General features: G+C 54.9%; 30 protein-coding genes. All 30 read left to right on the top strand.

Annotation, left to right across the window (positions count from 1 at the left end; genetic code table 11):
* Positions 1-29: 29 nt before the first annotated feature.
* The 30 genes from rpoC to rpsM all read left to right on the top strand — a co-directional run bounded on the left by rpoC (position 30) and on the right by rpsM (position 20,887).
* Positions 30-4,298, top strand: a complete 4,269-nt coding sequence (gene rpoC / locus PKY88_00355) for a DNA-directed RNA polymerase subunit beta' (protein ID HOQ03652.1) — start codon at positions 30-32, stop codon at positions 4,296-4,298.
* Positions 4,299-4,331: 33 nt separating this feature from the next.
* Entirely contained in the window at positions 4,332-4,697 is a 366-nt protein-coding gene (gene rpsL / locus PKY88_00350) for a 30S ribosomal protein S12 (protein HOQ03651.1), read from the top strand.
* A gap of 56 nt (positions 4,698-4,753) precedes the next feature.
* Entirely contained in the window at positions 4,754-5,227 is a 474-nt protein-coding gene (rpsG, locus tag PKY88_00345) for a 30S ribosomal protein S7 (GenBank protein HOQ03650.1), read from the top strand.
* A 113-nt stretch (positions 5,228-5,340) separates the two neighbouring features.
* A complete protein-coding gene (gene fusA / locus PKY88_00340; GenBank protein HOQ03649.1) occupies positions 5,341-7,422 on the top strand; it encodes an elongation factor G in 2,082 nt (693 codons plus the stop codon).
* Between the two features lie 371 nt (positions 7,423-7,793).
* Positions 7,794-8,108: a 30S ribosomal protein S10 gene (rpsJ, locus tag PKY88_00335; protein ID HOQ03648.1), complete on the top strand. Its 315-nt coding sequence runs from the start codon at positions 7,794-7,796 to the stop codon at positions 8,106-8,108.
* Between the two features lie 47 nt (positions 8,109-8,155).
* On the top strand, positions 8,156-8,806 hold the full coding sequence (gene rplC / locus PKY88_00330; GenBank protein ID HOQ03647.1) for a 50S ribosomal protein L3: 651 nt from the start codon (positions 8,156-8,158) through the stop codon (positions 8,804-8,806).
* A 33-nt stretch (positions 8,807-8,839) separates the two neighbouring features.
* Positions 8,840-9,472 carry a 50S ribosomal protein L4 gene (gene rplD / locus PKY88_00325; protein HOQ03646.1) on the top strand — a complete coding sequence of 211 codons (633 nt, stop codon included), beginning with the start codon at positions 8,840-8,842 and terminating at the stop codon, positions 9,470-9,472.
* Positions 9,473-9,484: 12 nt separating this feature from the next.
* Positions 9,485-9,763, top strand: coding sequence for a 50S ribosomal protein L23 (gene rplW, locus PKY88_00320; GenBank protein HOQ03645.1), 279 nt, complete (start codon positions 9,485-9,487; stop codon positions 9,761-9,763).
* Positions 9,764-9,778: 15 nt separating this feature from the next.
* Complete coding sequence (gene rplB, locus PKY88_00315) at positions 9,779-10,633, top strand: 50S ribosomal protein L2 (protein HOQ03644.1); 855 nt, start codon at positions 9,779-9,781, stop codon at positions 10,631-10,633.
* 42 nt (positions 10,634-10,675) lie between these two features.
* The gene (gene rpsS / locus PKY88_00310; GenBank protein ID HOQ03643.1) at positions 10,676-10,954 is read left to right on the top strand and encodes a 30S ribosomal protein S19; all 279 of its coding nucleotides are present in this window, start codon (positions 10,676-10,678) and stop codon (positions 10,952-10,954) included.
* Positions 10,955-11,009: 55 nt separating this feature from the next.
* Positions 11,010-11,558: a 50S ribosomal protein L22 gene (gene rplV, locus PKY88_00305; protein HOQ03642.1), complete on the top strand. Its 549-nt coding sequence runs from the start codon at positions 11,010-11,012 to the stop codon at positions 11,556-11,558.
* Positions 11,559-11,576: 18 nt separating this feature from the next.
* Positions 11,577-12,362, top strand: a complete 786-nt coding sequence (gene rpsC, locus PKY88_00300) for a 30S ribosomal protein S3 (protein HOQ03641.1) — start codon at positions 11,577-11,579, stop codon at positions 12,360-12,362.
* A 30-nt stretch (positions 12,363-12,392) separates the two neighbouring features.
* Positions 12,393-12,815 carry a 50S ribosomal protein L16 gene (gene rplP / locus PKY88_00295; protein HOQ03640.1) on the top strand — a complete coding sequence of 141 codons (423 nt, stop codon included), beginning with the start codon at positions 12,393-12,395 and terminating at the stop codon, positions 12,813-12,815.
* 15 nt (positions 12,816-12,830) lie between these two features.
* Complete coding sequence (gene rpmC / locus PKY88_00290; GenBank protein ID HOQ03639.1) at positions 12,831-13,028, top strand: 50S ribosomal protein L29; 198 nt, start codon at positions 12,831-12,833, stop codon at positions 13,026-13,028.
* Positions 13,029-13,034: 6 nt separating this feature from the next.
* Positions 13,035-13,298 carry a 30S ribosomal protein S17 gene (gene rpsQ, locus PKY88_00285; GenBank protein HOQ03638.1) on the top strand — a complete coding sequence of 88 codons (264 nt, stop codon included), beginning with the start codon at positions 13,035-13,037 and terminating at the stop codon, positions 13,296-13,298.
* A gap of 11 nt (positions 13,299-13,309) precedes the next feature.
* Positions 13,310-13,699 (top strand): 50S ribosomal protein L14, encoded by a 390-nt coding sequence (gene rplN, locus PKY88_00280; GenBank protein HOQ03637.1) that lies wholly within the window; start codon positions 13,310-13,312, stop codon positions 13,697-13,699.
* 23 nt (positions 13,700-13,722) lie between these two features.
* Positions 13,723-14,061 (top strand): 50S ribosomal protein L24, encoded by a 339-nt coding sequence (gene rplX / locus PKY88_00275; GenBank protein HOQ03636.1) that lies wholly within the window; start codon positions 13,723-13,725, stop codon positions 14,059-14,061.
* Between the two features lie 17 nt (positions 14,062-14,078).
* Positions 14,079-14,618, top strand: coding sequence for a 50S ribosomal protein L5 (gene rplE, locus PKY88_00270; GenBank protein HOQ03635.1), 540 nt, complete (start codon positions 14,079-14,081; stop codon positions 14,616-14,618).
* Between the two features lie 26 nt (positions 14,619-14,644).
* The gene (locus PKY88_00265) at positions 14,645-14,830 is read left to right on the top strand and encodes a type Z 30S ribosomal protein S14 (protein HOQ03634.1); all 186 of its coding nucleotides are present in this window, start codon (positions 14,645-14,647) and stop codon (positions 14,828-14,830) included.
* A 36-nt stretch (positions 14,831-14,866) separates the two neighbouring features.
* Positions 14,867-15,265, top strand: a complete 399-nt coding sequence (gene rpsH, locus PKY88_00260; protein ID HOQ03633.1) for a 30S ribosomal protein S8 — start codon at positions 14,867-14,869, stop codon at positions 15,263-15,265.
* Positions 15,266-15,838 carry a 50S ribosomal protein L6 gene (gene rplF / locus PKY88_00255; protein ID HOQ03632.1) on the top strand — a complete coding sequence of 191 codons (573 nt, stop codon included), beginning with the start codon at positions 15,266-15,268 and terminating at the stop codon, positions 15,836-15,838.
* A gap of 23 nt (positions 15,839-15,861) precedes the next feature.
* On the top strand, positions 15,862-16,227 hold the full coding sequence (gene rplR, locus PKY88_00250) for a 50S ribosomal protein L18 (GenBank protein HOQ03631.1): 366 nt from the start codon (positions 15,862-15,864) through the stop codon (positions 16,225-16,227).
* Between the two features lie 66 nt (positions 16,228-16,293).
* Positions 16,294-16,785 (top strand): 30S ribosomal protein S5, encoded by a 492-nt coding sequence (gene rpsE / locus PKY88_00245; protein HOQ03630.1) that lies wholly within the window; start codon positions 16,294-16,296, stop codon positions 16,783-16,785.
* Between the two features lie 7 nt (positions 16,786-16,792).
* Positions 16,793-17,242: a 50S ribosomal protein L15 gene (rplO, locus tag PKY88_00240; protein HOQ03629.1), complete on the top strand. Its 450-nt coding sequence runs from the start codon at positions 16,793-16,795 to the stop codon at positions 17,240-17,242.
* Positions 17,243-17,268: 26 nt separating this feature from the next.
* Complete coding sequence (gene secY, locus PKY88_00235) at positions 17,269-18,633, top strand: preprotein translocase subunit SecY (GenBank protein HOQ03628.1); 1,365 nt, start codon at positions 17,269-17,271, stop codon at positions 18,631-18,633.
* Entirely contained in the window at positions 18,630-19,283 is a 654-nt protein-coding gene (locus PKY88_00230) for an adenylate kinase (protein ID HOQ03627.1), read from the top strand. The genes secY and PKY88_00230 overlap by 4 nt, the downstream gene beginning before the upstream one ends.
* An 11-nt stretch (positions 19,284-19,294) precedes the next feature.
* The gene (gene map, locus PKY88_00225) at positions 19,295-20,086 is read left to right on the top strand and encodes a type I methionyl aminopeptidase (protein HOQ03626.1); all 792 of its coding nucleotides are present in this window, start codon (positions 19,295-19,297) and stop codon (positions 20,084-20,086) included.
* 31 nt (positions 20,087-20,117) lie between these two features.
* The gene (infA, locus tag PKY88_00220) at positions 20,118-20,333 is read left to right on the top strand and encodes a translation initiation factor IF-1 (protein HOQ03625.1); all 216 of its coding nucleotides are present in this window, start codon (positions 20,118-20,120) and stop codon (positions 20,331-20,333) included.
* 25 nt (positions 20,334-20,358) lie between these two features.
* Positions 20,359-20,472 (top strand): 50S ribosomal protein L36, encoded by a 114-nt coding sequence (rpmJ, locus tag PKY88_00215; GenBank protein ID HOQ03624.1) that lies wholly within the window; start codon positions 20,359-20,361, stop codon positions 20,470-20,472.
* Between the two features lie 31 nt (positions 20,473-20,503).
* The gene (gene rpsM, locus PKY88_00210) at positions 20,504-20,887 is read left to right on the top strand and encodes a 30S ribosomal protein S13 (protein ID HOQ03623.1); all 384 of its coding nucleotides are present in this window, start codon (positions 20,504-20,506) and stop codon (positions 20,885-20,887) included.
* The last annotated feature ends 21 nt before the right edge of the window (positions 20,888-20,908 follow it).

The following is a 20,908-nucleotide window of genomic DNA, read 5'->3' as shown; positions in this document are numbered from 1 at the left end:
ACAGGATATAAAACGGAGCGGGTCCTATTATGGCAGAGACGATTTACGATCGAATCAATGATTACGGTTCGGTGAAGATTTCGCTGGCCAGTCCGAACGATATTCGGAGCTGGTCGTTTGGGGAGGTCCGCAAGCCCGAGACCATTAACTACCGAACCTATCGGCCGGAAAAGGACGGATTGTTCTGTGAGCGGATTTTCGGTCCGGAACGGGACTGGGAGTGCGCCTGCGGCAAATACAAGGGGACGAAGTTTAAGGGGATTATCTGCGACCGGTGCGGGGTGAAGGTAACGCACAGCCGGGTGCGGCGCAAGCGGATGGGGCATATCAACCTGGCAGCACCGGTGGTTCATATCTGGTTTTTCAAAGCGATGCCGAGCCGGCTGAGCACACTGCTGGGGATGAAAACCACAGACATTGAAAAGATTGTGTACTTCCAGGACTATGTGGTTACGGACCCGGGGCAGAGCCCGCTGAAGGCCAAGCAGCTGCTGACGGAGGATGAATATCGGGATGCCCTCAGCAAATACGGCAACTGTTTTAAGGCCTCGATGGGGGCGGAGGCGATTAAGGAACTGCTCAGCAAGCTGGATTTGGCGGCGTTGAGTGAAGAACTGCGGGCGGCGATCAATGAGACGACCAGCAAGCAGAAGATTAAAGACCTGACCAAGCGTCTGAAGCTGGTGAATGCGATTCGGGCCAGCGAAAACAAGCCGGAGTGGATGGTGCTGGAGGTGATTCCGGTGATTCCGCCGGATTTGCGGCCTCTGGTGATGCTCGAGAGCGGCAATTTTGCGACCAGCGACCTGAACGATTTGTATCGGCGGATTATCAACCGCAACAACCGTCTGAAGAAGCTGATTGACCTGAATGCGCCGGAAGTGATTATCCGCAACGAGAAGCGGATGCTTCAGCAGGCGGTGGATTCGCTGCTGGACAACGGGCGGTGCCGTCGGCCGGTGCTGGGCAGCAACAACCGTCCGCTCAAGAGCCTGACGGATATGATCAAGGGCAAGCAGGGGCGCTTCCGCGAGAACCTGCTGGGCAAGCGAGTGGACTATTCGGCCCGGTCGGTGATTGTGGTGGGGCCGCACCTGAAGCTGTATCAGTGCGGTCTGCCCAAGAAGATTGCGCTGGAGCTGTATCAGCCGTTTATCATCCGCAAACTCAAGGAGCGGGGTCTGGCCGATACCATCAAAAGCGCCAAACGGATGCTTGAGCGGCGGGATGAGCAGGTGTGGGATATTCTGGAGGAAGTGATTCATCAGCATCCGGTTTTGCTGAACCGGGCCCCGACGCTGCACCGGATGGGCATTCAGGCCTTTGAACCGGTGCTGGTGGAAGGAAACGCGATTATGCTTCACCCGCTGGTCTGCGGCGGCTTTAATGCGGACTTTGACGGCGACCAGATGGCGGTGCATCTGCCGCTGAGTATTGAAGCGCAGGTGGAAGCGCATACACTGATTATGTCCACGAACAACATTTTCTCGCCCGCCAACGGTTCGCCGATGCTCAACGCTTCGCAGGATATCGTGCTGGGCAACTTCTACATCACCTATATGGCGGACAAGCAGAAGGGCGAGGGGATGTGCTTCCGCGACCCGATGGAGGCGATTACGGCTCTGAATCTGGGCGTTGTAAGCCCACACGCGCGGGTCAAGGTTCGTCTGCCGGAGAGCAAAGAGGTGCTGGGCGAGCGGGGCCGGGAAAAAGGGCCGGTGATTGAGACGACGCCCGGGCGGTGTCTGTTTAATGACATTCTGCCGCCGGAACTGCCGTTCTACAACATTGTGATGGACAAGAAACGGCTGGGCCAGGTGATTGAAGACGCCTATAAAAAGGCCGGCTGCCGGGCGACAATTAACCTGCTGGATGACATCAAGGAATTGGGCTTCAAGCAGGCGACCCTGTCGGGGATGAGTTTCGGCCTGATGGACCTGCGGATTCCGCCGGAGAAGCAGGCGATTATCGAAGCGACCCAGAAAAAGGTGGACCGCATTATGAAGAACTTCAATGCGGGTGTTCTGACGGAAGGGGAGCGTTACAACCAGATTATTGACGCCTGGACCCATGCCCGCGTGCAGGTGACCAATGCGATGATGCGGGCGATGCAGAACGACGTACGCGACGGCAAGCCCTATCTGAACCCGATTTGGGTGATGCGTCACTCGGGCGCCCGCGGCAGCATCGACCAGATTCAGCAGCTGGCCGGCATGCGTACTCTGATGGCCAAACCCAGCGGCGAAATTATTGAAACGCCGATTAAGTCAAACTTTCGCGAAGGTCTGAACGTGCTGGAATACTTCAGCTCGACGCACGGGGCCCGCAAGGGTCTGGCGGATACGGCTCTGAAGACGGCCGACTCGGGCTATCTGACGCGAAAGCTGGCGGATGTGGCCCAGAATGTGATTATCCGGGAACATGACTGCGGCACGCTGCAGGGGATTACAAAATCGACGGTGTACAAAGGTGAGACCGTGGACGTGCCGCTCAAGCAGCTGATTATCGGCCGCACGGCCCGCGACAACATCCGCAACCCGATTACGGACGAGATGATTGTTCGTGAAAACGAGGTGATTACGCCGGAAGCGGCGGAGAAGATTGAGCAGCTGGGTCTGGAGGCGATTCGCGTCCGGAGCCCGCTGACCTGCGAAAGTCCGCTGGGGGTGTGTGCCAAGTGCTATGGGTGGGATTTGAGCACAGGCCAGCTGGCGGAGGAAGGCCTGGCGGTGGGCATCATTGCCGCTCAGTCGATCGGGGAGCCGGGAACCCAGCTGACAATGAGAACCTTCCACACCGGCGGGATTGCGGCGGTGTCTCTGATTGAAACGGATCAGAAAGCCCCGCGTGACGGCATTGTCAAATATCTGGACCTGAATGCAGTGGAGACGGAAGTCGAAGGGCAAAAGGTGCTGATTGCTCTGAAGCGCAGCGGCGAAATGCTGCTGGTGGATGAAAAAGACCGTGAGTTGGAGCGGTTTAAGGTGCCGTACGGCGGGACGATTCTGGTGCAGGAAGGCCAGCGGGTCAAGAAGGGCGAGCGTTTGTTTGCCTGGGACCCGCACCGTGTGCCGATTCTGGCCGAGGTGGCCGGCATGGTTCGGCTGGTGGATGTCATCGAAGGCGAGACGATGCGTCTGGAAGAAGAGCGCAAGGGCCAGCGCGGCAAGCCGGTGATTATTGAACACAAAGGCGACAAGCACCCGCAGGTGATTATTGAAGATAAAGACGGCAAGATTTTGGACGTGCACTATCTGCCGGCCAAGGCCCGCGTGGAGGTCGAAGAGGGACAGGAAGTCAAGGCAGGGGCTCTGCTGGCTCGTCTGCCTCGCAGTTCCAGCGGGACGCAGGATATTACCGGCGGCCTGCCTCGTGTGACGGAAATCTTTGAGGCCCGCAAGCCCAAAGAACCGGCGGCGATGGCGGAAATCAGCGGTGTGGTGGAGCTGAAGACCGACAAGCGACGCGGCAAGATGACCATTATTATCCGCAATGAAAGCGGAATGGAAAAGGAACACCATGTTCCGCGCGACCGTCATTTGAACTTCCACACCGGAGACCATGTTCAAGCCGGGGATGCCCTGACGGACGGGCCGCTGGTTCCGCATGATATTCTGCGGATTAAGGGAGAAGAAGCCCTGCAGCGGTATCTCCTGCGGGAGATTCAGAATGTGTACCGAGCGCAGAGTGTGAACATTAATGATAAACACATTGAAATCATCATTGCCCAGATGATGAACAAGGTGGAGATTGATTCGGTGGGCGACAGTCCCTTCCTGCCCGGCGAAGTGGTGGATAAGACGGAGTTCCGCCGGGTCAATGCGGAATTGAGCAAGAGTCTGCGTGTTGTGGAAAAAGGCGATACAGACCTGCAGGAAGGCCAGTTGGTATCCAAGGAAGTTCTGGAGGCGGCCAATGAAAAGGCGGCGATGCTGGGCGGAACGCCCGCCAAGGGCAAAAAGCCGCGTCCGGCTACGGCTAATACGCTGCTGCTGGGCATCACGAAGGCCTCGCTGCAGTCGGAAAGCTTCATTTCTGCAGCCAGCTTCCAGGAAACGACAAAGGTCTTGACAGAGGCGGCGCTGGCGGGTAAAGTAGACTATTTGCTGGGTTTGAAGGAAAATGTGATTTTGGGACATTTGATCCCGGCAGGGACGGCGTTCAAGCGTCATTTGGATATTCGAATCAAGCATTTGGCCGAGCCGCCTGTGCCCAAGCAGCTTGAGGAACTTCGTGAGGCCAAAGAGGCCGAAGCGGCCAAAGATCGAGCGGTCAAGGCGGCGTTGGGTCTTGAATAGGAAGTGTGAAAAAAGACTTTATTTGGAGTTAAAATGCCTACAATTAACCAGTTGGTAAGAAAAGGCCGGAGCAAAAAAGGCAAAAAGAGAATTTCCGATATCAGCGGCAGCCCGCAGAAGCGGGGGGTCTGTCTGATTGTTCGAACCCAGACCCCCAAAAAGCCGAACTCGGCTTTGCGGAAGATTGCCCGTGTGCGTCTGACCAACGGCAAAGAAGTGACGGCGTATATTCCGGGGATTGACCACAATCTACAGGAACACAGTACAGTGCTGATTCGAGGCGGGCGTGTTCACGACCTGCCCGGTGTTCGCTATCATATCATTCGCGGCGTGCTGGATGCCGCCGGTGTGGCCGGACGCAAGCAGGGACGCAGCAAGTACGGAGCCAAGAAGGCCTAAGGAACCGGTTTTTTCAAACCGTTTTGGAGCGATAAGACAAGAGCAAAGGTGAATGTATGGCAACAAAAAAGTTTACAGCTTCCTACGAAATGTTAAAACCGGATCCGGTTTATCACAGCAAGACCGTCTCGAAGTTTATCAACTGCCTGATGTGGGAAGGCAAGAAGAGCAAGGCCAGCAAGATTTTTTATGAGGCAATGAAGATAATCCAGGAGAAAATGCCGGATGTCCCGCCGCTGGAGGTGTTTGAAACGGCAGTGGAAAACGTCAAGCCGATCTTGGAGGTTCGCAGCAAGCGAGTCGGCGGTGCCAGCTATCAGGTGCCGATGCAGGTGCGTCCTGCGCGTCAGCAGTCGCTGGCCTTTCGGTGGATTATTGCGGCGGCCCGCGGCAAGGGCGGAAAGCCGATGCATATCCGGCTGGCTTCCGAACTGATGGATGCCTATAAGAAGGAGGGAACCGCCATTACGACCCGCGAGAACGTGCATCGAATGGCCGAGGCCAACAAGGCCTTTGCTCACTTTGCCTAGTAGTCGCAGGAAATAAACTGCCACGGTTTTTGAACAGAAAAACCGTGGCAGTTTTTTTATTCTAAAACAGGATAGACATTCGGAAATGTCCGAAAAGGAATCAACGTCTAACGATGAGCGAACGACTGAAAAAACTGAGAAATATCGGGATTATGGCTCACATTGACGCGGGCAAAACGACCGTCAGTGAGCGGATTTTGTACTTTTCCGGAAAGACCTATAAAATCGGCGAAGTTCATGAAGGAACCGCCGTAATGGATTATCTGGAGGAGGAGCAGAAACGGGGTATTACGATCACCTCGGCGGCCACCAAATGTTTCTGGAACGGTCATATCATCAATCTGATTGATACGCCGGGGCATGTGGATTTTACGGCGGAAGTCGAGCGGTCTTTGCGGGTTTTGGATGGGGCGATAGCAGTATTTGATGCATCCGAAGGGGTTCAGGCGCAGAGCGAGACGGTCTGGAGGCAGGGGAAGAAGTACGGACTGCCGTGTCTGTGCTTTGTTAATAAGATGGACAAAATCGGGGCGGATTTTGATATGTGTGTGGCCAGCATTCGGGAGAAGCTGCAGGCCCATCCGGTCCCGATTCAGATTCCCATCGGGGCGGAAAGCGATTTTGTCGGGCTGGTGGATTTGATTGAAGAGAAGGCGTTCTTTTATGACCAGCTGGAGGTAGGGGCGGACTGGCGGGAGGAGCCGATACCCGATTCGCTGAAAGACCATGCGCAGGTGGCGCGTCATGATTTGATTGAGGCGGCGGCGGAATTTGATGAAGAGCTTCTGGATGCGTACCTGCATGACCGTCCGGTGTCGGCCCAGCAGCTGTATCGGGCGATTCGCAAGGGAACTGTGGAGGGAAGGCTGCATCCGGTTCTGGTTGGGGCGGCGCTGCGGAATATGGGGATTCGGCGGCTTTTGAATGCGGTGTGTGATTTCCTGCCTTCGCCGCTGGACCGTCCGCCGGCGATTGCTTTTCGGGGGGAAAAGCAGGAACAGAAGGTGGAAATTGTTCCGGATGAGAAAAAGCCGTTTGTGGCGCTGGCGTTTAAGATTACGGCGGATAAGCACGGGGATTTGTATTTTCTGCGGATTTATCAGGGAACGCTGCGGAAGGGCAGCCGGGTCCTGAATACCAACCGAAACCGCAAGGAGAATATTACGCGGATTTTTGAGATGCATGCCAATGAACGGTTTCTGCTGGATGAGGCGAGGGCCGGAGAAATTGTGGCGGTTGTGGGACTCAAAGAGACTCTGACGGGGGATACGCTGACGGATACGCATTATCCGGTGCAGCTGGAAAGCATTCGTTTTCCGGAAACAGTGATCAGTATGTCGATTGAGCCGAAGTCGGCGGCGGACCGAACCAAACTCGGTGAGGCGCTTCGGATTCTGCGCCGTGAAGACCCGACGTTTGACCATACCTATGATGAAGAGACCGGCCAGACCTTAATCAGCGGGATGGGAGAACTGCATTTGGAGATTCTTCAGCATAAATTAATCCGGGATTTGGGTGTGGATGTCCGGGTTGGGAAGCCGCGTGTTGCCTATAAAGAGACTATCAGTGTGCCTGCCGAAGGGGAAGGCAAGTTTGTCAAGCAAACAGGCGGGCGAGGGCAGTACGGTCATGTGATTATCCGAGTGGAGCCGAATCTGGATGAGAACGGCAATCTGTGCAGAGAAAATGTTTTCGTGAATGCTGTCATCGGCGGAACAGTCCCCAAAGAATATATTCCGGCTGCTGAAAGCGGCATCCATGAGGGATTGGGCAGCGGGCCGCTGGCGGGCTATCCTGTTGTAGGCGTTAAGGTTACGTTATTAGACGGCTCCTATCATTCTGTGGATTCATCGGATTTGGCGTTTGAACAGGCCGGTGTGCTGGCGATTCGAGATGCCCTTTCGAAGGCCCAGCCGATTCTGCTGGAGCCGATTATGCGGGTGCAGATTATTATCCCGGACCAGTATTTTGGGGCGGTTCAGGGCAATCTGATTTCCCGACGAGGAGTGATTACGAACACGGAGCTGCACGGGACAACGCGGGTGATTGATGCCCGAGTGCCACTGGCGGAAATGTTCGGCTATTCGGGGGAACTTCGCGGGGCAACGGCCGGACGGGGAAGTTTTACAATGGAACCGCTGACCTACGAACGGGTGCCGGAACAAATTTCAGAAAAAATTCTTTTAGGATATTGACAGAATTTTCCGGAAAAGTTATATAGGTTGGTTTTGCGGCTTAGCGAGCAGAGAAGGGACTTCTTTGCGTACCGAGTTGGAGCCGCACATGTCGAAAAACAAGTGCATGGATGGTAGAAAGCCCAAAAGGGCAGCGAGAACAGGGTAAATGGACTTGATATGTCCTGTTCAAAGGCGTCTGAAGGAAGGCGTCTGATCTAAGGGAGGCCCGAAAGAGTGCCTTACCTGCCTAAAAAGGTCAAAAAGCGGTTTTTTTGTATTTAAACCGTTTTTTGCCTGAAAATTTTCTTGTTTTACAAGAAAGAAGCGGTTATTTTGTTCCGCTTTCAATAATAAGGACATTGAAGGTAGACAAAGAATAAGGGACAGTCATGGCAAGCGAAACAGAACGAATTCGTATCCGGATGGAGGCCTATGACCATCGGGCATTGGACAGTTCCGCCAAGGAAATCGTGGAGCAGGCCCGGCGTACCAATGCTTTGGTGAGCGGTCCGATTCCGTTGCCGACCCGGATTGAGCGGTATACCGTTCTTCGCAGTCCCCATGTGGACAAGAAATCTCGGGAACAGTTTGAGATGCGCACGCATAAGCGTCTGATCGATATCTATGATGCCAATGCCCGCACGGTGGAAGCCCTGAACCGGCTTGTTGTCCCTGCGAGCGTTTTTGTCAAGATAAAGGCTTGATGACGGCTGCCGCAGGAGTGGATTGCGACCCAATAAGGATTTCGACAATGGTGATGTTGCTCGGTAAAAAAGTAGGAATGACTCAGGTCTATGATGATGCAGGGCGGATGACGCCTGTGACAGTTCTCCAGGCCGGTCCGTGCACGATTCTTCAGGTGAAAACGCCGGAGAAAGACGGATATTGTGCTCTGCAGCTCGGGTTTGATGATGTGAAGCCCTCTCGGGTTAAGAAACCGCAAAAAGGGCATGCGGACAAGGCGGGCACGGCGGTAAAGCGTTTTGTTCGGGAATGGCGTCTATCGGAGCAGCCGAAAGAGGAGTATAAACCGGGGTCTTTGCTGGATGTGAAGATTTTTGAAGGGGTTCAGTATGTGGATGTCAGCGGCATCAGCAAAGGCAAGGGATTTGCCGGCGTGATGAAGCGGCACGGGTTCGGCGGACAGCCGGCCTCTCACGGAACGGAGCGCAAGCACCGTTCGCCCGGGTCTTTGAGCGGACACGGCAGCGACCGCGGTCACGGCGGGAATATCAAGAAAGGCAAGCGGATGGCCGGTCATATGGGGATGGACCGCGTCACCAGCCGCAATCATAAACTGGTCTGGATTGATGCAGAAAACAACCTGTTGGCGGTGAAAGGTCCGGTTCCTGGGCCCGCCGGCGGGTATGTGGAAATCCGAACAGCGAAGACAAAGAAGTAAAAGCCCTTTCAGAATGGAAGGCTGGTAAGAGCAATGATTGATGTAGCAGTTTACAATCGAGAAGGGCAGGAAGTTGACCGGATTCAGGTCAATGAAGACGTCTTGGGCGGTCATGTTCGAGCGGCCCTGCTGAAGCAGGCGATAGTGATGTATCACGCCAATCGGCGTGTAGGGACGGCGGCGACGAAAAACCGCGGCCGTGTGGAAGGGTCCACCCGAAAGCTGTATCGGCAGAAGGGGACCGGAAACGCCCGAATGGGTACGATTCGAACCTGTTCGCGTCGGGGCGGCGGTGTGGCGTTTGCCAAGCTGCCCCGGGATTTCAGCCAGCGGATGCCCAAGAAGCAGCGTCAGCTGGCGCGGGATTCGGCGATTCTGGCCAAGTTGCAGAGCGGGCAGGTGGTTGTGGTGGATGAGCTGGCGTTTTCCGAACCCAAGACGAAGGAATTTGCCCGGGTACTGAAGAATCTGAAGATTGACCGCAGCTGTCTGGTGACGATTCCGAAGCTGGATGAGAATTTGTACAAATCCGCACGGAATGTTCCGAAAGTGGATGTGATGGTGGTTTCGGACCTGAATGCCGGCGATATCTGCAATAAGCAGAAGATGCTTTTTACGAAAGAGGCGTTTCTGTCCGTCGTAAATCGACAGACCAATACGAATTAACGGGGAACAGCCGTGAATGAATATGCGATTATAGTTCGGCCGATTATTACGGAACAAAGCATTCACTTTGCCAATGCGCGGAATGTGTATGCGTTTGAGGTGAATCCGAAAGCCAACAAGGTTCAGATTCGCCAGGCGATTGAGAAGATTTACAACGTGAAGGTTCGGGATGTCCGCACGGCCCATGTGAAGGGGAAACCCCGCCGCCGCGGGCGTTTCTTCACCCATACCAAGGCCTGGAAAAAGGCCTGGGTTGTGCTGCAGGATGAGTATCGGATTGATTTGTACTAAATAAGGGAATGCACTATGGCCATTCGAGTTTATAGACCGACCAGTCCCGGGCGCCGCAATGCTTCGGTGATTGATTATAAGAAGGAATTGACGGCGTTTCGTCCGGAGAAGAGTTTGTGTGTCCGCATCAAAAAGAGCGGCGGCCGAAACAATACCGGAGAGACGACAGTTCGGTTCCGCGGGGGCGGCGGGCGCCGGATTTACCGGATTATCGATTTCAAGCGGAATAAGGACAATATGCCGGCGAAGGTTCTGACGATTGAGTATGACCCGAACCGCAACTGCTTTATCTCGCTGGTGCAGTACGAAGACGGTGAGAAACGCTACATTCTGGCTCCGCAGGGTATTCAGGTGGGGCAGACGGTCGAAAGCGGCCCTTCGGTGGAGCCGAAAGTCGGCAATGCAATGCCGCTGGAGTTTATTCCGGTGGGTGTGGAGATTCACAATATTGAGCTGGAGGCAGGTCAGGGCGGCAAACTGGTTCGCACGGCCGGGGGTGTCGCCCGTGTGATGGCCAAGGAAGGGGACTGGGTGACGATTATTCTGCCCAGCGGTGAAATGAGAATGGTTCGCAAGGAATGCCGGGCGACCATCGGGCAGCTGAGCAATTCGGATTATCAGAACGTCAAGGTCGGCAAGGCCGGCCGGAATCGTCATAAGGGAATTCGCCCGCATGTTCGCGGAAAAGCAATGAACCCGGTAGCGCACCCGCTGGGCGGCGGTGAGGGCCGTGCCAACGGCGGTCGGCATCCGTGTTCTCCGACGGGTGTGCTGGCCAAGGGCGGCAAGACACGGAATCCGCGCAAGGTGAGCAGCCGACGGATTATTCGCCGCCGCAAGAGCAATCAGGGTGTTCAGTTAGTGCTGTAGGCCGGATGAGGCAAGAGCAACAGAAAACAAAGAGGTAGTTGAATGGGACGCTCGCGAAAAAAAGGGCCGTATGTCGATGAGAAGTTGTATCTGAAGGTCCGTCGTCAGATGGAAACGGGCAGCAAAGAACCGATTAAGACATGGGCTCGTGCCTGCACGGTGATACCGGAGTTTGTCGGGTATACTTTTTTGGTCCACAACGGAAAGATGTTCCATAAAGTTTTTATTACAGAAGATATGGTGGGCCATAAACTGGGAGAATTTTCAATGACCCGCACGTTCCGCGGTCACTCCGGAGCCAAGAAAGAAGAGGCCAAATAAGTTTTTTCAACGTGTGAATCAGGAAGGAAAATCGACCCAATAAGGTTGTGAACTTATGCTGAATGTAAAGAAATTCAATCAGATTTGCCGGCAGCGGAAGATGACGCTCCAGCAGCTGGCGGGTCATCTGGCCCGCGGCGGCCGCAGCGAGCAGGATGCGGTTCGGGCGCTTCGAAACTGGCGGAAGGGATTTCTGACACCGACGCCTACTTCAGAAGACGTCCGCCGGCTGGCGGAAGCCCTGGGGGTGGAAGTCCAGGATATTTCTCAGTGGCGGGCGATGTACCGCTATGCTCCGATGTCGCCCCGCAAGGTGCATTTGGTTACACAGCTGATTCAGGGGCGTGAGGTTCAGGAGGCGCTGGATATCCTCCAGTTCACTCGGAAGCGCGCGGCGGAAGCGGTTCGAAAGGTCCTGCAGAGCGCCATTGCCAATGCGGATGAACAGGAGGCGGATGTGGAGAATCTGGTTGTGTCGGAAGCGAGGGTCGATCCGGCAGGGCGTCGAATCGGCACCAAAGCATGGCGGGCCAAAGACCGCGGTCGTGCTCATCCGATTCGCAAAGAGGCCAGTCATATTATTGTTTCTGTATCCCAGCAATAATCGGAAATTGAGGCATTTATGGGTCAAAAGACATCGCCGATCGGGTTTCGAACAGGTATCACGCTGCCGTGGCAGAGCACGTGGTTTGCTCCGAAGGCCAACTACGGGGAGTTTTTGATTGAGGATTACAAATTGCGGGAGTACGTGGACAAGAAATTCAACCGTCAGCCCCCGTACGCAGCGGTCTCGAAGGTGGAGATTGCCCGAACCCGCAATGAAGTCAAGGTAACCCTTCATACGGCCCGACCGGGAATGGTGATTGGTCCAAGAGGTACGGAAGTTGACAAACTGCGTGAGGAACTCGAGGCGCTGATCGACCGCAAGGTGAGCATCAATGTGATTGAAATCAAAGAGCCGAATCTGGATGCGACGCTGGTCGCGGAGAGCATTTCAGAACAGATTAAGAAACGGGCGGCGTATCGGCGTGCAATGAAGACGGCCTGTGAGAATGTGATGAATGCCGGCGCACTGGGGGTCAAGATTATCTGCAGCGGGCGTCTGGCGGGGGCGGAAATTGCCCGCAGTGAAACCCAGAAGATGGGCTCGATTCCGCTGCAGACGCTGGATGCGAATGTGGATTACGGTCTGGCGGTTGCTCGCACGACCTATGGTACAATTGGAATTAAAGTATGGATTTATAAAGGGAAATTCGGGGAAGAGGCGATTGCCAAGGCTCCGGTAAAGCCGCGTCGGGCCGGCCGGCCTCGTCGGGGTCCTCGCGAACGTGCAGGGGAGTCGCCGGTTTCCGAGGAGTCTTCCGCCGTGACAGACAGCCCGGCGGAGAATATGAGTCAGGAAGCATAAGGACAGATTGCTGAAAGAGGTGGTTTGCTTATGGCCTTAATGCCCAAACGAGTTAAATACCGCAAGCATCAGCGAGGAACGCTGAAAGGAGTTGCAACCCGAAAAAATTACGTGGCGTTCGGAGAATACGGTCTTCAGGCCCTTTCGGCGCACTGGATTACGGGACGACAGATTGAGGCCGGCCGTGTGGCGGCGACTCATTACCTTCACCGTGAAGGAAAGGTGTATATTCGAATCTTCCCGGATCACTCCTATACGGCCAAGCCGCTGGAAACCCGAATGGGAAAAGGGAAAGCTGAGGTGGCCGGCTGGGTGGCGCGTGTAAAGCCGGGGACGATTCTGTTTGAAATCGGCGGCGTGGAGGAAAGCGTTGCCAAAGAAGCGCTGCTGCGTGTGGCGCACAAGATGCCGATTCGGTGCCGCTTTGTCACCCGTCGTCACTCGCTCGGATAAAAAAGGGATGCACCTATGAAGATATCGGAAATACGAGAACTGCGAACGGATGAACGCCTGGAAAAGCTTCAGGAACTGCAGCGGAAGGTTTTTGAACTTCGCTGTCAGGCGGTGACGGAAAATTTGCAGAACCGTCATGTGATTCGCAATATCCGTCGGGATATTGCCCGCATCAAAACGGTACTGCGCGAGGAAGAACGGAAGACCCGGTAAGTGGATATGGAACCAGTGAAAAAGATTCAGAAAAAATGCGGGACAGTCGTCAGCCGCAGCGGAGACAAGAGCATTGTGGTGCGGATTGATTATCTGATGAAGCATCCGCAGTATGAAAAATATATCCGCCGCCGCACGAAGCTGGCGGTTCACGACCCGGCCAACGAGGCCGGCGTAGGCGATTTTGTGGAAATTACTCCCTGCCGCCCCATCAGCAAGCGCAAGAGCTGGCGGCTGGTGAAGATATTGCAGAAAGCGGTCAAAGAGTAAAGGATGCAGCCGTGATACAGCAGGAAACCATGTTGGAAATCGCCGACAACAGCGGCGTCAAAACAGCTCAGTGTATTCGAGTGCTGGGCAAGAGCAGTGCCCGAAAAGGCAAGTACACCCGGGTAACGGCCAGCATCGGGGATATCGTGTGCGTGGCGATTAAGAAGCACTTGCCCAGCTGTCAGCTGGACCGCAAGAAGGTGTACAAGTGCGTGATTATCCGCACGAAGTATCCGGTCCGGCGCCCGGACGGCAGCTATGTTCGGTTTGACAGCAATGCGGCGGTGATTATTGACAATGAGAATAATCCGATCGGGACGAGAATTTTCGGGGCGGTGGCTCGGGAACTTCGCGAGAAAAACTTTATGAAAATTATCTCGCTGGCCAGTGAAGTGGTTTAGTGTGAGGAAAGCCGAGAACGGATATGGCAAGACATATTAAAAAAGGCGATATGGTGCAGGTGATTTCCGGGGACCAGAAGGGTGTAACCGGCCGGGTGATTCGGGTGATACCGGGCAAGGAACAGGCGCTGGTGGAAGGGGTCAACCTGGTTTACAAGCATGTCCGGCCTTCGCAAAAGAACCCGCAGGGCGGACGAATTCGGATAGAGCGTCCGATTCATCTGAGCAATCTGCTGCCGGTGCATCCCAAGACCAACAAAGGGACTCGGGTTCGGTTTGTTTCGGATTCGAAGGGTGTCAAGAAGCGGACGGCCGCGGACGGAACGGAAATCGGAATTGTGCGGAAAGCCAAGCAGAAATAACGTAAGGTGAAGTGAATATGGCTCGTTTGAAGGTTTTATATAAATCGAAGATTGTTCCGGCGCTGAAAGAGAAGTTTGGATACACGACGCCGATGGCTGTTCCGCGTCTGGAAAAGATTGTGGTTTCGATGGGTGTCGGAAAAGCCACGCAGGACAAGAAGTTTCTGGATATGGCGATGCGGGATTTGACGGTGATAACCGGGCAGAAACCGCTGATCTGTGCGGCGAAGAAGAGTGTTTCGAACTTTAAGGTGCGTCAGGGAGACAAGACGGGCCTGAAGGTGACCCTTCGCCGGGAGCGGATGTATGAGTTTCTGGACCGCCTGATTAACCTGGCTATTCCGCGGGTGAAAGACTTTCGCGGGCTGAATCCCAACGGATTTGACGGCCATGGGAATTATTCGATGGGTCTGGATGAGCAGAGCGTCTTTCCGGAAATTGATGCGGCCCGGATTGAGGTGAATCAGGGGATGAATATTACATTTGTAACGAGCGCCAAGACGGATGAAGAAGGCCGTGAGCTGCTGCGGCTGTTCGGGATGCCGTTTCGGTCGTAAGAATACGAAGAGCGCGGGAGACGGATATGTCCACCAAGGCACTGGAAAACAAGGCGAGAAAGAAACCGAAATTTCGGAGCCGTGCTTATACGCGGTGTCAAATCTGCGGGCGGGCTCGGGCGGTTTATCGAAAGTTTAAGATTTGCCGGATTTGTTTTCGGAAATTGGCCAACGAAGGGAAGATTCCGGGCGTCAAGAAGGCCAGCTGGTAAACGGCGGCAGACCGGACGTTTTTTTTGGAGAGATTCATGAGTTTAGGTGATCCGATAGCTGATATGTTAACCAGGATACGGAACGCGTCGCGAGTCGGCCGTTCGCAGGTTCAGGTGAAGGCCTCCAAGGTATGCGAAGGGATTGCGGCGGTTCTGAAAGAGGAAGGTTATATTCGGGATTATGATCGGATTGATGACGGCAAGCAGGGACTGCTTCGGGTCTTTCTGAAATATACCCCGGACGGCAGGCCCGTCATTCAGATGATTAAGCGGGTCAGCACGCCCGGGCGCCGGAGATATTGCGGTGTGGACGATTTGCCTGTTGTTCTGAATGGGATGGGCATATCGATTTTATCCACGAGTCGAGGTGTGGTAAGCGATCGAGTCTGCCGTCGGGACCATATCGGCGGCGAATTACTTTGCATGGTGAGCTAAATGAGTCGAATCGGAAAAAAGGCAATTCAGATTCCCAGCGGGGTGAAGGTGGAGCAGTCGGGGCTGCTGATCAAGGTCAGCGGTCCGAAGGGAACTCTTCAAATGCAGTGTCGGCCGGAAATCCAGGTTCGGATTGCGGACGGGAAAATTGAAGTGAGCAATCCGGAGCCGGAAAATCGGCAGAAGAAAGCCCTTCACGGAACGACCCGTGCTCTGCTGAACAACATGGTCAAGGGGGTCAGTCAGGGATTCCAAAAGGAAATGCTGATTTACGGAACCGGCTACAGTGTGAAGGAACAGGGCGGCAAGCTGATTTTATCCGTCGGATACGCCAAGCCGGCGGAGCTGCCGATTCCGAAAGAAGTGAAGGTGGAAATCAAAACGCCGGCGACCAAAGGAAATGAGACGCCGGCGGTGTTTGTGCTGTCCAGCGCCAACAAGCAGGTTCTCGGACAGTTTGCGGCGGAAATTCGCAGAGTCAAACCGCCGGAGCCCTATCAGGGCAAGGGAATACGGTATGCGGACGAACATGTTATCCGCAAGGAAGGCAAGGCCTTTGCCTCCGGCGGGTAATTGAACGGGTCAGGAGTAGTTGGATGCAGAGAGAACGAATCGAACGAACGCGGCTGCGGCGTAATTTTCGGTCGCGGAGAAAAATTTTCGGGACGCCGGAGCGTCCTCGTCTGGTGGTATTTCGGTCCAGCCGGCATATTTACGCTCAGATTATTGATGATGTAGCGGGGGTGACGCTGGCCTCCTCGAGCACGATGAGTCGGGCTCTTCGGGGACAGCTCAAGAGCGGGGGCAATCGGGAGGCGGCCAAAATCATCGGCACCGCACTGGCCAAACAGGCGATGGACATCGGAATCAGAGCGGTCTGTTTTGACCGAAACGGATATAAATATCACGGCCGAGTCAAGGCCCTGGCCGATGCAGCACGCGAAGCGGGCCTGAAGTTTTAGGAATGACAGGAAGCAAGAAACCTGCAGAAACGGAGAACAGAGTTGGCTGAAGAAACCAGACTTACAATGCAGGGCGAACAGCCGCTGGAAGATACGGTGGTGAAGGTGTTTCGGAACGCCAAGGTGGTCAAAGGCGGGCGACGATTCAGTTTTTCGGCCCTGGTGGTTGTCGGAGACCGGAATGGAACAGTCGGGGTCGGATACGGCAAGGCCAATGAGGTTCCGCCGGCTGTTGAGAAGGCCATCAAAGACGCCAAAAAGAATCTGAAGCGGATTCCGGTTGTCGGCGGCACGATTCCGCACGAAGTGATCGGAAAGAGCCGGGCGACGCAGATTACGATGATTCCGGCCAGTCCGGGTACCGGTGTGATTGCCGGTTCGAGCGCCCGTGCGGTCTTGGAGTATGCCGGGATTCGGAATGTGCTGACGAAAATCAACGGCAGCCGCTCGGCCAAGAATGTTGTCAAGGCCGTGATGAATGGATTGCTGCAGTTGCGGGATAAGGAAACCATCGAATCAATCCGCGGGGTCGCGGTGGAAGCAGTCAAAAGGTGGTGAGTCAACCATGCGAAGTGATGAAATTACAGCGTTAGTCGGGGCAAATAAGAAGCGGAAACGAGTCGGCCGAGGTCCCGGCAGCGGACACGGCAAAACAGCCGGACGGGGTCACAAAGGCGACCGGAGCCGTTCCGGGTTCTCGCTGCATCCGGCGTTTGAAGGCGGTCAGATGCCGCTGTTCCGCCGGCTGGCCAAGCGGGGCTTCAGCAATGCTCCGTTTTCCGAGCGATATGAAATTGTCAATGTCTCGCAGCTGGAGCGGTATTTCCGCGATGGCGATTCCATCGGTGTCAAGGAGCTGGCCGGTGTCGGACTTGTCCGAAGCTGTCAAAGCCGGGTCAAGATTTTGGGGGACGGCGAGCTGACCAAAAAGCTTGTCGTTTCGGCCCATAAGTTCAGCAAGAGCGCCGAACAGAAGATTTCCGGCTGCGGCGGGACGGCGAAAGTGGTGGCCTGAGGTAGGAACACGGAAGGACCAACAACATGCTGGCGACATTTGTCAACATCTTTAAGATTCCGGACCTGCGGAACAAGATTTTGTTCACGCTGGCCCTGCTGGTGATTTACCGGATCGGTTATCATATTCCGGTTCCCGGCTTTGACCAGGAGCAGATTACCAAACAGGCGGCCAGTCGGGACAGAGAAACGCCGTTCGGGCGTGCCGCAGAAACCCTGCAGATGTTTACCGGCGGGACACTCAGCCAAAGCAGTCTGTTCGGGCTGGGGATTATGCCCTATATTTCGGCCTCAATTATCTTGATGCTCCTCGGAGAAATTTATCCGCCGCTGAGAAAGCTTCGTCAGGAAGGAGCTACCGGCTATAAAAAAATTCAGGAATATACGCGTTATCTGACGGTTCCGCTGTGTGTGATACAGGCGCTGATGTTTATGCGGATGGCGGCGTTGGACGGTTTTACCTATCCCGGCATGCACGGCCGCGCCATTTTTATGGGCGTGGTGGGGATGACGGCCGGCACCATCTTTTTGATGTGGCTTGGGGAGCAGATTGATGAGTACGGAATTGGAAACGGCATCAGCCTGATTATTATGGCGGGGATTTTGGCCCGCATGCCTGCGGCGATTATCGGCGTGATTGAAAAGACGGACCTTCGGGTCAGTGCGGAGCCGGGAACCTATGGGATTCTGACGATTGTCTTTTTGATTCTGGCCTTTGTGTTCGTCGTTGCCGGGACGATTCTGATTACCCAGGGACAGCGGCGGATACCGATTCAGCAGGCCAAGCAGATGCGGGGGCACCGGATGTACGGCGGAGCTAAGCATTATCTGCCGCTTCGGGTCAATCACGGCGGTGTGATGCCGATTATTTTTGCCTCGTCGCTGATGATGTTTCCGCCGATTATCCTTCAGCAGCTGGCGACTCATATCTCGGCATTAGGGGCTTCGCCGATTATGCGGATGCTGATTGAAGCATTTCGCCCGATGGCTTATACCTACAACCTGCTTTATATTATTCTGATTTTTGTGTTTGCTTATTTCTGGACGACGGTCCAGTTTCAGCCGAAGGATATGGCCAAAAACCTTCGGGACCGCGGCAGCTTTATTCCGGGTCTGCGTCCCGGTCATCGGACGGCGGAATATCTGGAAACCGTGATGATTCGGATCACCTTCTTCGGAGCGGCCTTTCTGGCGGTTATCGCGGTGGTGCCCAGTCTGGTGACGCAGATGTTCGGCGTGGACTATACGGCGTCATCCTTCCTCGGAGGAACCGGACTTTTGATTGTAGTGAGCGTCTCGCTGGACCTGGTGCAGCGGATTGAAGCGAATCTGCTGATGCGAAACTATGAAGGGTTTTCTTCCGCCGGCCGGATTCGGGGGGCGCGGATATGAAGCTGATTCTTCTGGGACCGCCTGGGGCCGGCAAAGGGACTCAATGCAAGCGAATTACGGAGAAGTACGGACTGGCGCATCTGTCCAGCGGGGATATTCTTCGAGCCGAGCGGGCGGCCGGAACGGAATTGGGACGCAAGGCGCAGTCCTATATGGATTCCGGGGGATTGGTGCCGGATGATTTGATTATCGATATGATGATTGGGGCGATTAAAAAAGCCGGCGCCAAAGGTTATGTGCTGGACGGCTTTCCCCGTACGGTTGTTCAGGCGGAGGGGCTGGATGCGGCCCTGAAAAAGGCCGGGGAACGAATCGATGCGATTGTTTCGCTGGAGGTTCCGGATGAGGCGATTCTGGACCGGATGACCGGCCGGCGCAGCTGTCCGAAGTGCGGAGCCGTTTATCATATTGTCAATTTGAAGCCGAAGGTGGACGGACAATGCGACAAAGGGTGCGGCCCTTTGATGCAGCGGAAGGACGACAGTCCGGAAGTGGTGTCCAATCGGCTTAAAACGTATCATGAGCAGACGGCGGCAGTACTCGGATATTATCAGCGGAATCGGAGCAGAATTATCCAAATTAATGCCGACCAGCCGATTGATGAAGTGAGTCAGGCAATTTTTACAGCGCTTGGGCGGCTGGGACGTTAAGTTGAGCCGTTATGGCGATTAAGCTGAAAAGCCGCCGGGAAATTGAGAAAATACGCCGGGCCGGACAGGTCGTGGCGAAGGTTCTTTCAAAACTCAAAGAGGAAGCCAGACCAGGCGTCAGCACGGCATATCTGGATGCCGTTGCCCGCCGGCTGACCCGGGAGGCCGGAGCAACTGCCCTGTTTGAAGGAGTTCCGAATCCTTCCGGTGGCAGGCCGTTTCCTGGTGCCGTATGCACGTCCATTAATGAGCAGCTGGTGCACGGGATTCCTTCGCCGGATGTGGTATTGCGGCCGGGGGATATTTTGAGCGTTGATTTTGGGGTCAAACTGGACGGGTATTGCGGCGATGCAGCGTTTACAATTGGAATCGGCTCCATTGCTCCTGCGCATCAGCGGTTGCTGGATGTGACGGAGCGGATGCTTCAGATTGCGATCGAGCGGATGGCGCCGGGGGTTCGGTGGAGTACAATAGCGGCCCAGATGGAGGCCTGTGCGAAAGAAGCCGGATTCTCCGTGGTGAAGGATTATGTCGGGCACGGCATCGGCACGGAGATGCATGAGGAACCCAAGGTGCCGAATTTTGTCAGCCCGGAGCTGCTTCGGGAGGATATTGTTCTTCAGGAAGGGATGGTCTTGGCGGTGGAACCGATGGTCAATATGGGCAAGCCGGGTGTCCGAACGCTGAAAGACGGTTGGACCGTTGTGACAAAAGACCGGCAGTATTCGGCTCATTTTGAACATACAATAGCGGTGGTGAAAGGCGGCTGTGAAGTGTTAACGCTTGATGAAAAAGCTGTGTAGTCAGCCGTCGGGAGAAAACAAGACAAGGGATATGGCGAAAAAAGATGCCATCAGACTGGAAGCGACGGTCGTGGAAGCTCTTCCGAATGCAATGTTTCGGGTGGAGCTGCAGAACGGCCATCGCATCCTGGCCCATGTGTCCGGGAAGATGCGAATGCATTTTATCCGGATCCTGCCGGGAGATAAGGTGCTGGTGGAGATGAGTCCTTATGATTTGACGCGAGGACGGATTATTACGAGAAGTTAACACCCGGTTTGACAGGGAAACAGGTATGAAAGTACGAAGTTCCGTAAAACGAATTTGTGAAAACTGCAAGTTGGTCCGACGCAAAGGGGTTTTGCGAGTGATTTGCTCGAATCCCCGTCATAAGCAGCGTCAGGGCTGATAATGAGTCTTTCTAAGCGACAGGAGTTGATATGCCCCGTATCATAGGAGTAGATGTACCGAATAACAAGCCGGCGTGGATTGCCTTAAGCTACATCCACGGTATCGGACGCTATCTGGCCTGCAAGATTCTGGCGGAAGCCAAGATCAATCCGCAGGTGCGGGCCGGTCAATTGACGGAAGATGAGGTGAGCCGAATCACCCAGATTATCGACCGGGACTACCTGGTGGAAGGGCAGCTGCGGAGAAAGGTTTCGCAGGATATTGCCCGTCTGAAGGAAATCGGCTGCTATCGGGGCATTCGTCACCGCCGCGGTCTTCCGGTTCGCGGTCAGCAGACGCAAAGCAACGCCCGTACGCGGAAAGGCAAACGGAAAACCGTGGCCGGCAAGAAGAGCGTCAAAGAGATGCGGTAAGCGCTAAGCCGTCGCAGCGGA

This window comes from Anaerohalosphaeraceae bacterium (assembly GCA_035378985.1).
Lineage (GTDB): Bacteria > Planctomycetota > Phycisphaerae > Sedimentisphaerales > Anaerohalosphaeraceae > JAHDQI01.
This window is presented reverse-complemented; position numbering and strand designations above follow the sequence as displayed.

Bases quoted from the DNA above. Each gene is read 5' to 3' on its own strand.
- rpsE (HOQ03630.1), top strand. From the start codon at position 16,294: ATGCAGGGCGAACAGCCGCTGGAAGATACGGTGGTGAAGGTGTTTCGG.
- rpsQ (HOQ03638.1), top strand. From the start codon at position 13,035: ATGGAACCAGTGAAAAAGATTCAGAAAAAATGCGGGACAGTCGTCAGC.
- rpmC (HOQ03639.1), top strand. From the start codon at position 12,831: ATGAAGATATCGGAAATACGAGAACTGCGAACGGATGAACGCCTGGAA.
- rpsM (HOQ03623.1), top strand. From the start codon at position 20,504: ATGCCCCGTATCATAGGAGTAGATGTACCGAATAACAAGCCGGCGTGG.
- rpsH (HOQ03633.1), top strand. From the start codon at position 14,867: ATGAGTTTAGGTGATCCGATAGCTGATATGTTAACCAGGATACGGAAC.
- rpsC (HOQ03641.1), top strand. From the start codon at position 11,577: ATGGGTCAAAAGACATCGCCGATCGGGTTTCGAACAGGTATCACGCTG.
- fusA (HOQ03649.1), top strand. From the start codon at position 5,341: ATGAGCGAACGACTGAAAAAACTGAGAAATATCGGGATTATGGCTCAC.
- infA (HOQ03625.1), top strand. From the start codon at position 20,118: ATGGCGAAAAAAGATGCCATCAGACTGGAAGCGACGGTCGTGGAAGCT.
- rplP (HOQ03640.1), top strand. From the start codon at position 12,393: ATGGCCTTAATGCCCAAACGAGTTAAATACCGCAAGCATCAGCGAGGA.
- rpoC (HOQ03652.1), top strand. From the start codon at position 30: ATGGCAGAGACGATTTACGATCGAATCAATGATTACGGTTCGGTGAAG.
- rpsG (HOQ03650.1), top strand. From the start codon at position 4,754: ATGGCAACAAAAAAGTTTACAGCTTCCTACGAAATGTTAAAACCGGAT.
- rplV (HOQ03642.1), top strand. From the start codon at position 11,010: ATGCTGAATGTAAAGAAATTCAATCAGATTTGCCGGCAGCGGAAGATG.
- rplR (HOQ03631.1), top strand. From the start codon at position 15,862: ATGCAGAGAGAACGAATCGAACGAACGCGGCTGCGGCGTAATTTTCGG.
- secY (HOQ03628.1), top strand. From the start codon at position 17,269: ATGCTGGCGACATTTGTCAACATCTTTAAGATTCCGGACCTGCGGAAC.
- rplD (HOQ03646.1), top strand. From the start codon at position 8,840: ATGATTGATGTAGCAGTTTACAATCGAGAAGGGCAGGAAGTTGACCGG.
- rplC (HOQ03647.1), top strand. From the start codon at position 8,156: ATGGTGATGTTGCTCGGTAAAAAAGTAGGAATGACTCAGGTCTATGAT.
- rplB (HOQ03644.1), top strand. From the start codon at position 9,779: ATGGCCATTCGAGTTTATAGACCGACCAGTCCCGGGCGCCGCAATGCT.
- PKY88_00265 (HOQ03634.1), top strand. From the start codon at position 14,645: ATGTCCACCAAGGCACTGGAAAACAAGGCGAGAAAGAAACCGAAATTT.
- rplF (HOQ03632.1), top strand. From the start codon at position 15,266: ATGAGTCGAATCGGAAAAAAGGCAATTCAGATTCCCAGCGGGGTGAAG.
- rpsL (HOQ03651.1), top strand. From the start codon at position 4,332: ATGCCTACAATTAACCAGTTGGTAAGAAAAGGCCGGAGCAAAAAAGGC.
- PKY88_00230 (HOQ03627.1), top strand. From the start codon at position 18,630: ATGAAGCTGATTCTTCTGGGACCGCCTGGGGCCGGCAAAGGGACTCAA.
- rplO (HOQ03629.1), top strand. From the start codon at position 16,793: ATGCGAAGTGATGAAATTACAGCGTTAGTCGGGGCAAATAAGAAGCGG.
- rplX (HOQ03636.1), top strand. From the start codon at position 13,723: ATGGCAAGACATATTAAAAAAGGCGATATGGTGCAGGTGATTTCCGGG.
- rpsS (HOQ03643.1), top strand. From the start codon at position 10,676: ATGGGACGCTCGCGAAAAAAAGGGCCGTATGTCGATGAGAAGTTGTAT.
- rpsJ (HOQ03648.1), top strand. From the start codon at position 7,794: ATGGCAAGCGAAACAGAACGAATTCGTATCCGGATGGAGGCCTATGAC.
- map (HOQ03626.1), top strand. From the start codon at position 19,295: ATGGCGATTAAGCTGAAAAGCCGCCGGGAAATTGAGAAAATACGCCGG.
- rpmJ (HOQ03624.1), top strand. From the start codon at position 20,359: ATGAAAGTACGAAGTTCCGTAAAACGAATTTGTGAAAACTGCAAGTTG.
- rplE (HOQ03635.1), top strand. From the start codon at position 14,079: ATGGCTCGTTTGAAGGTTTTATATAAATCGAAGATTGTTCCGGCGCTG.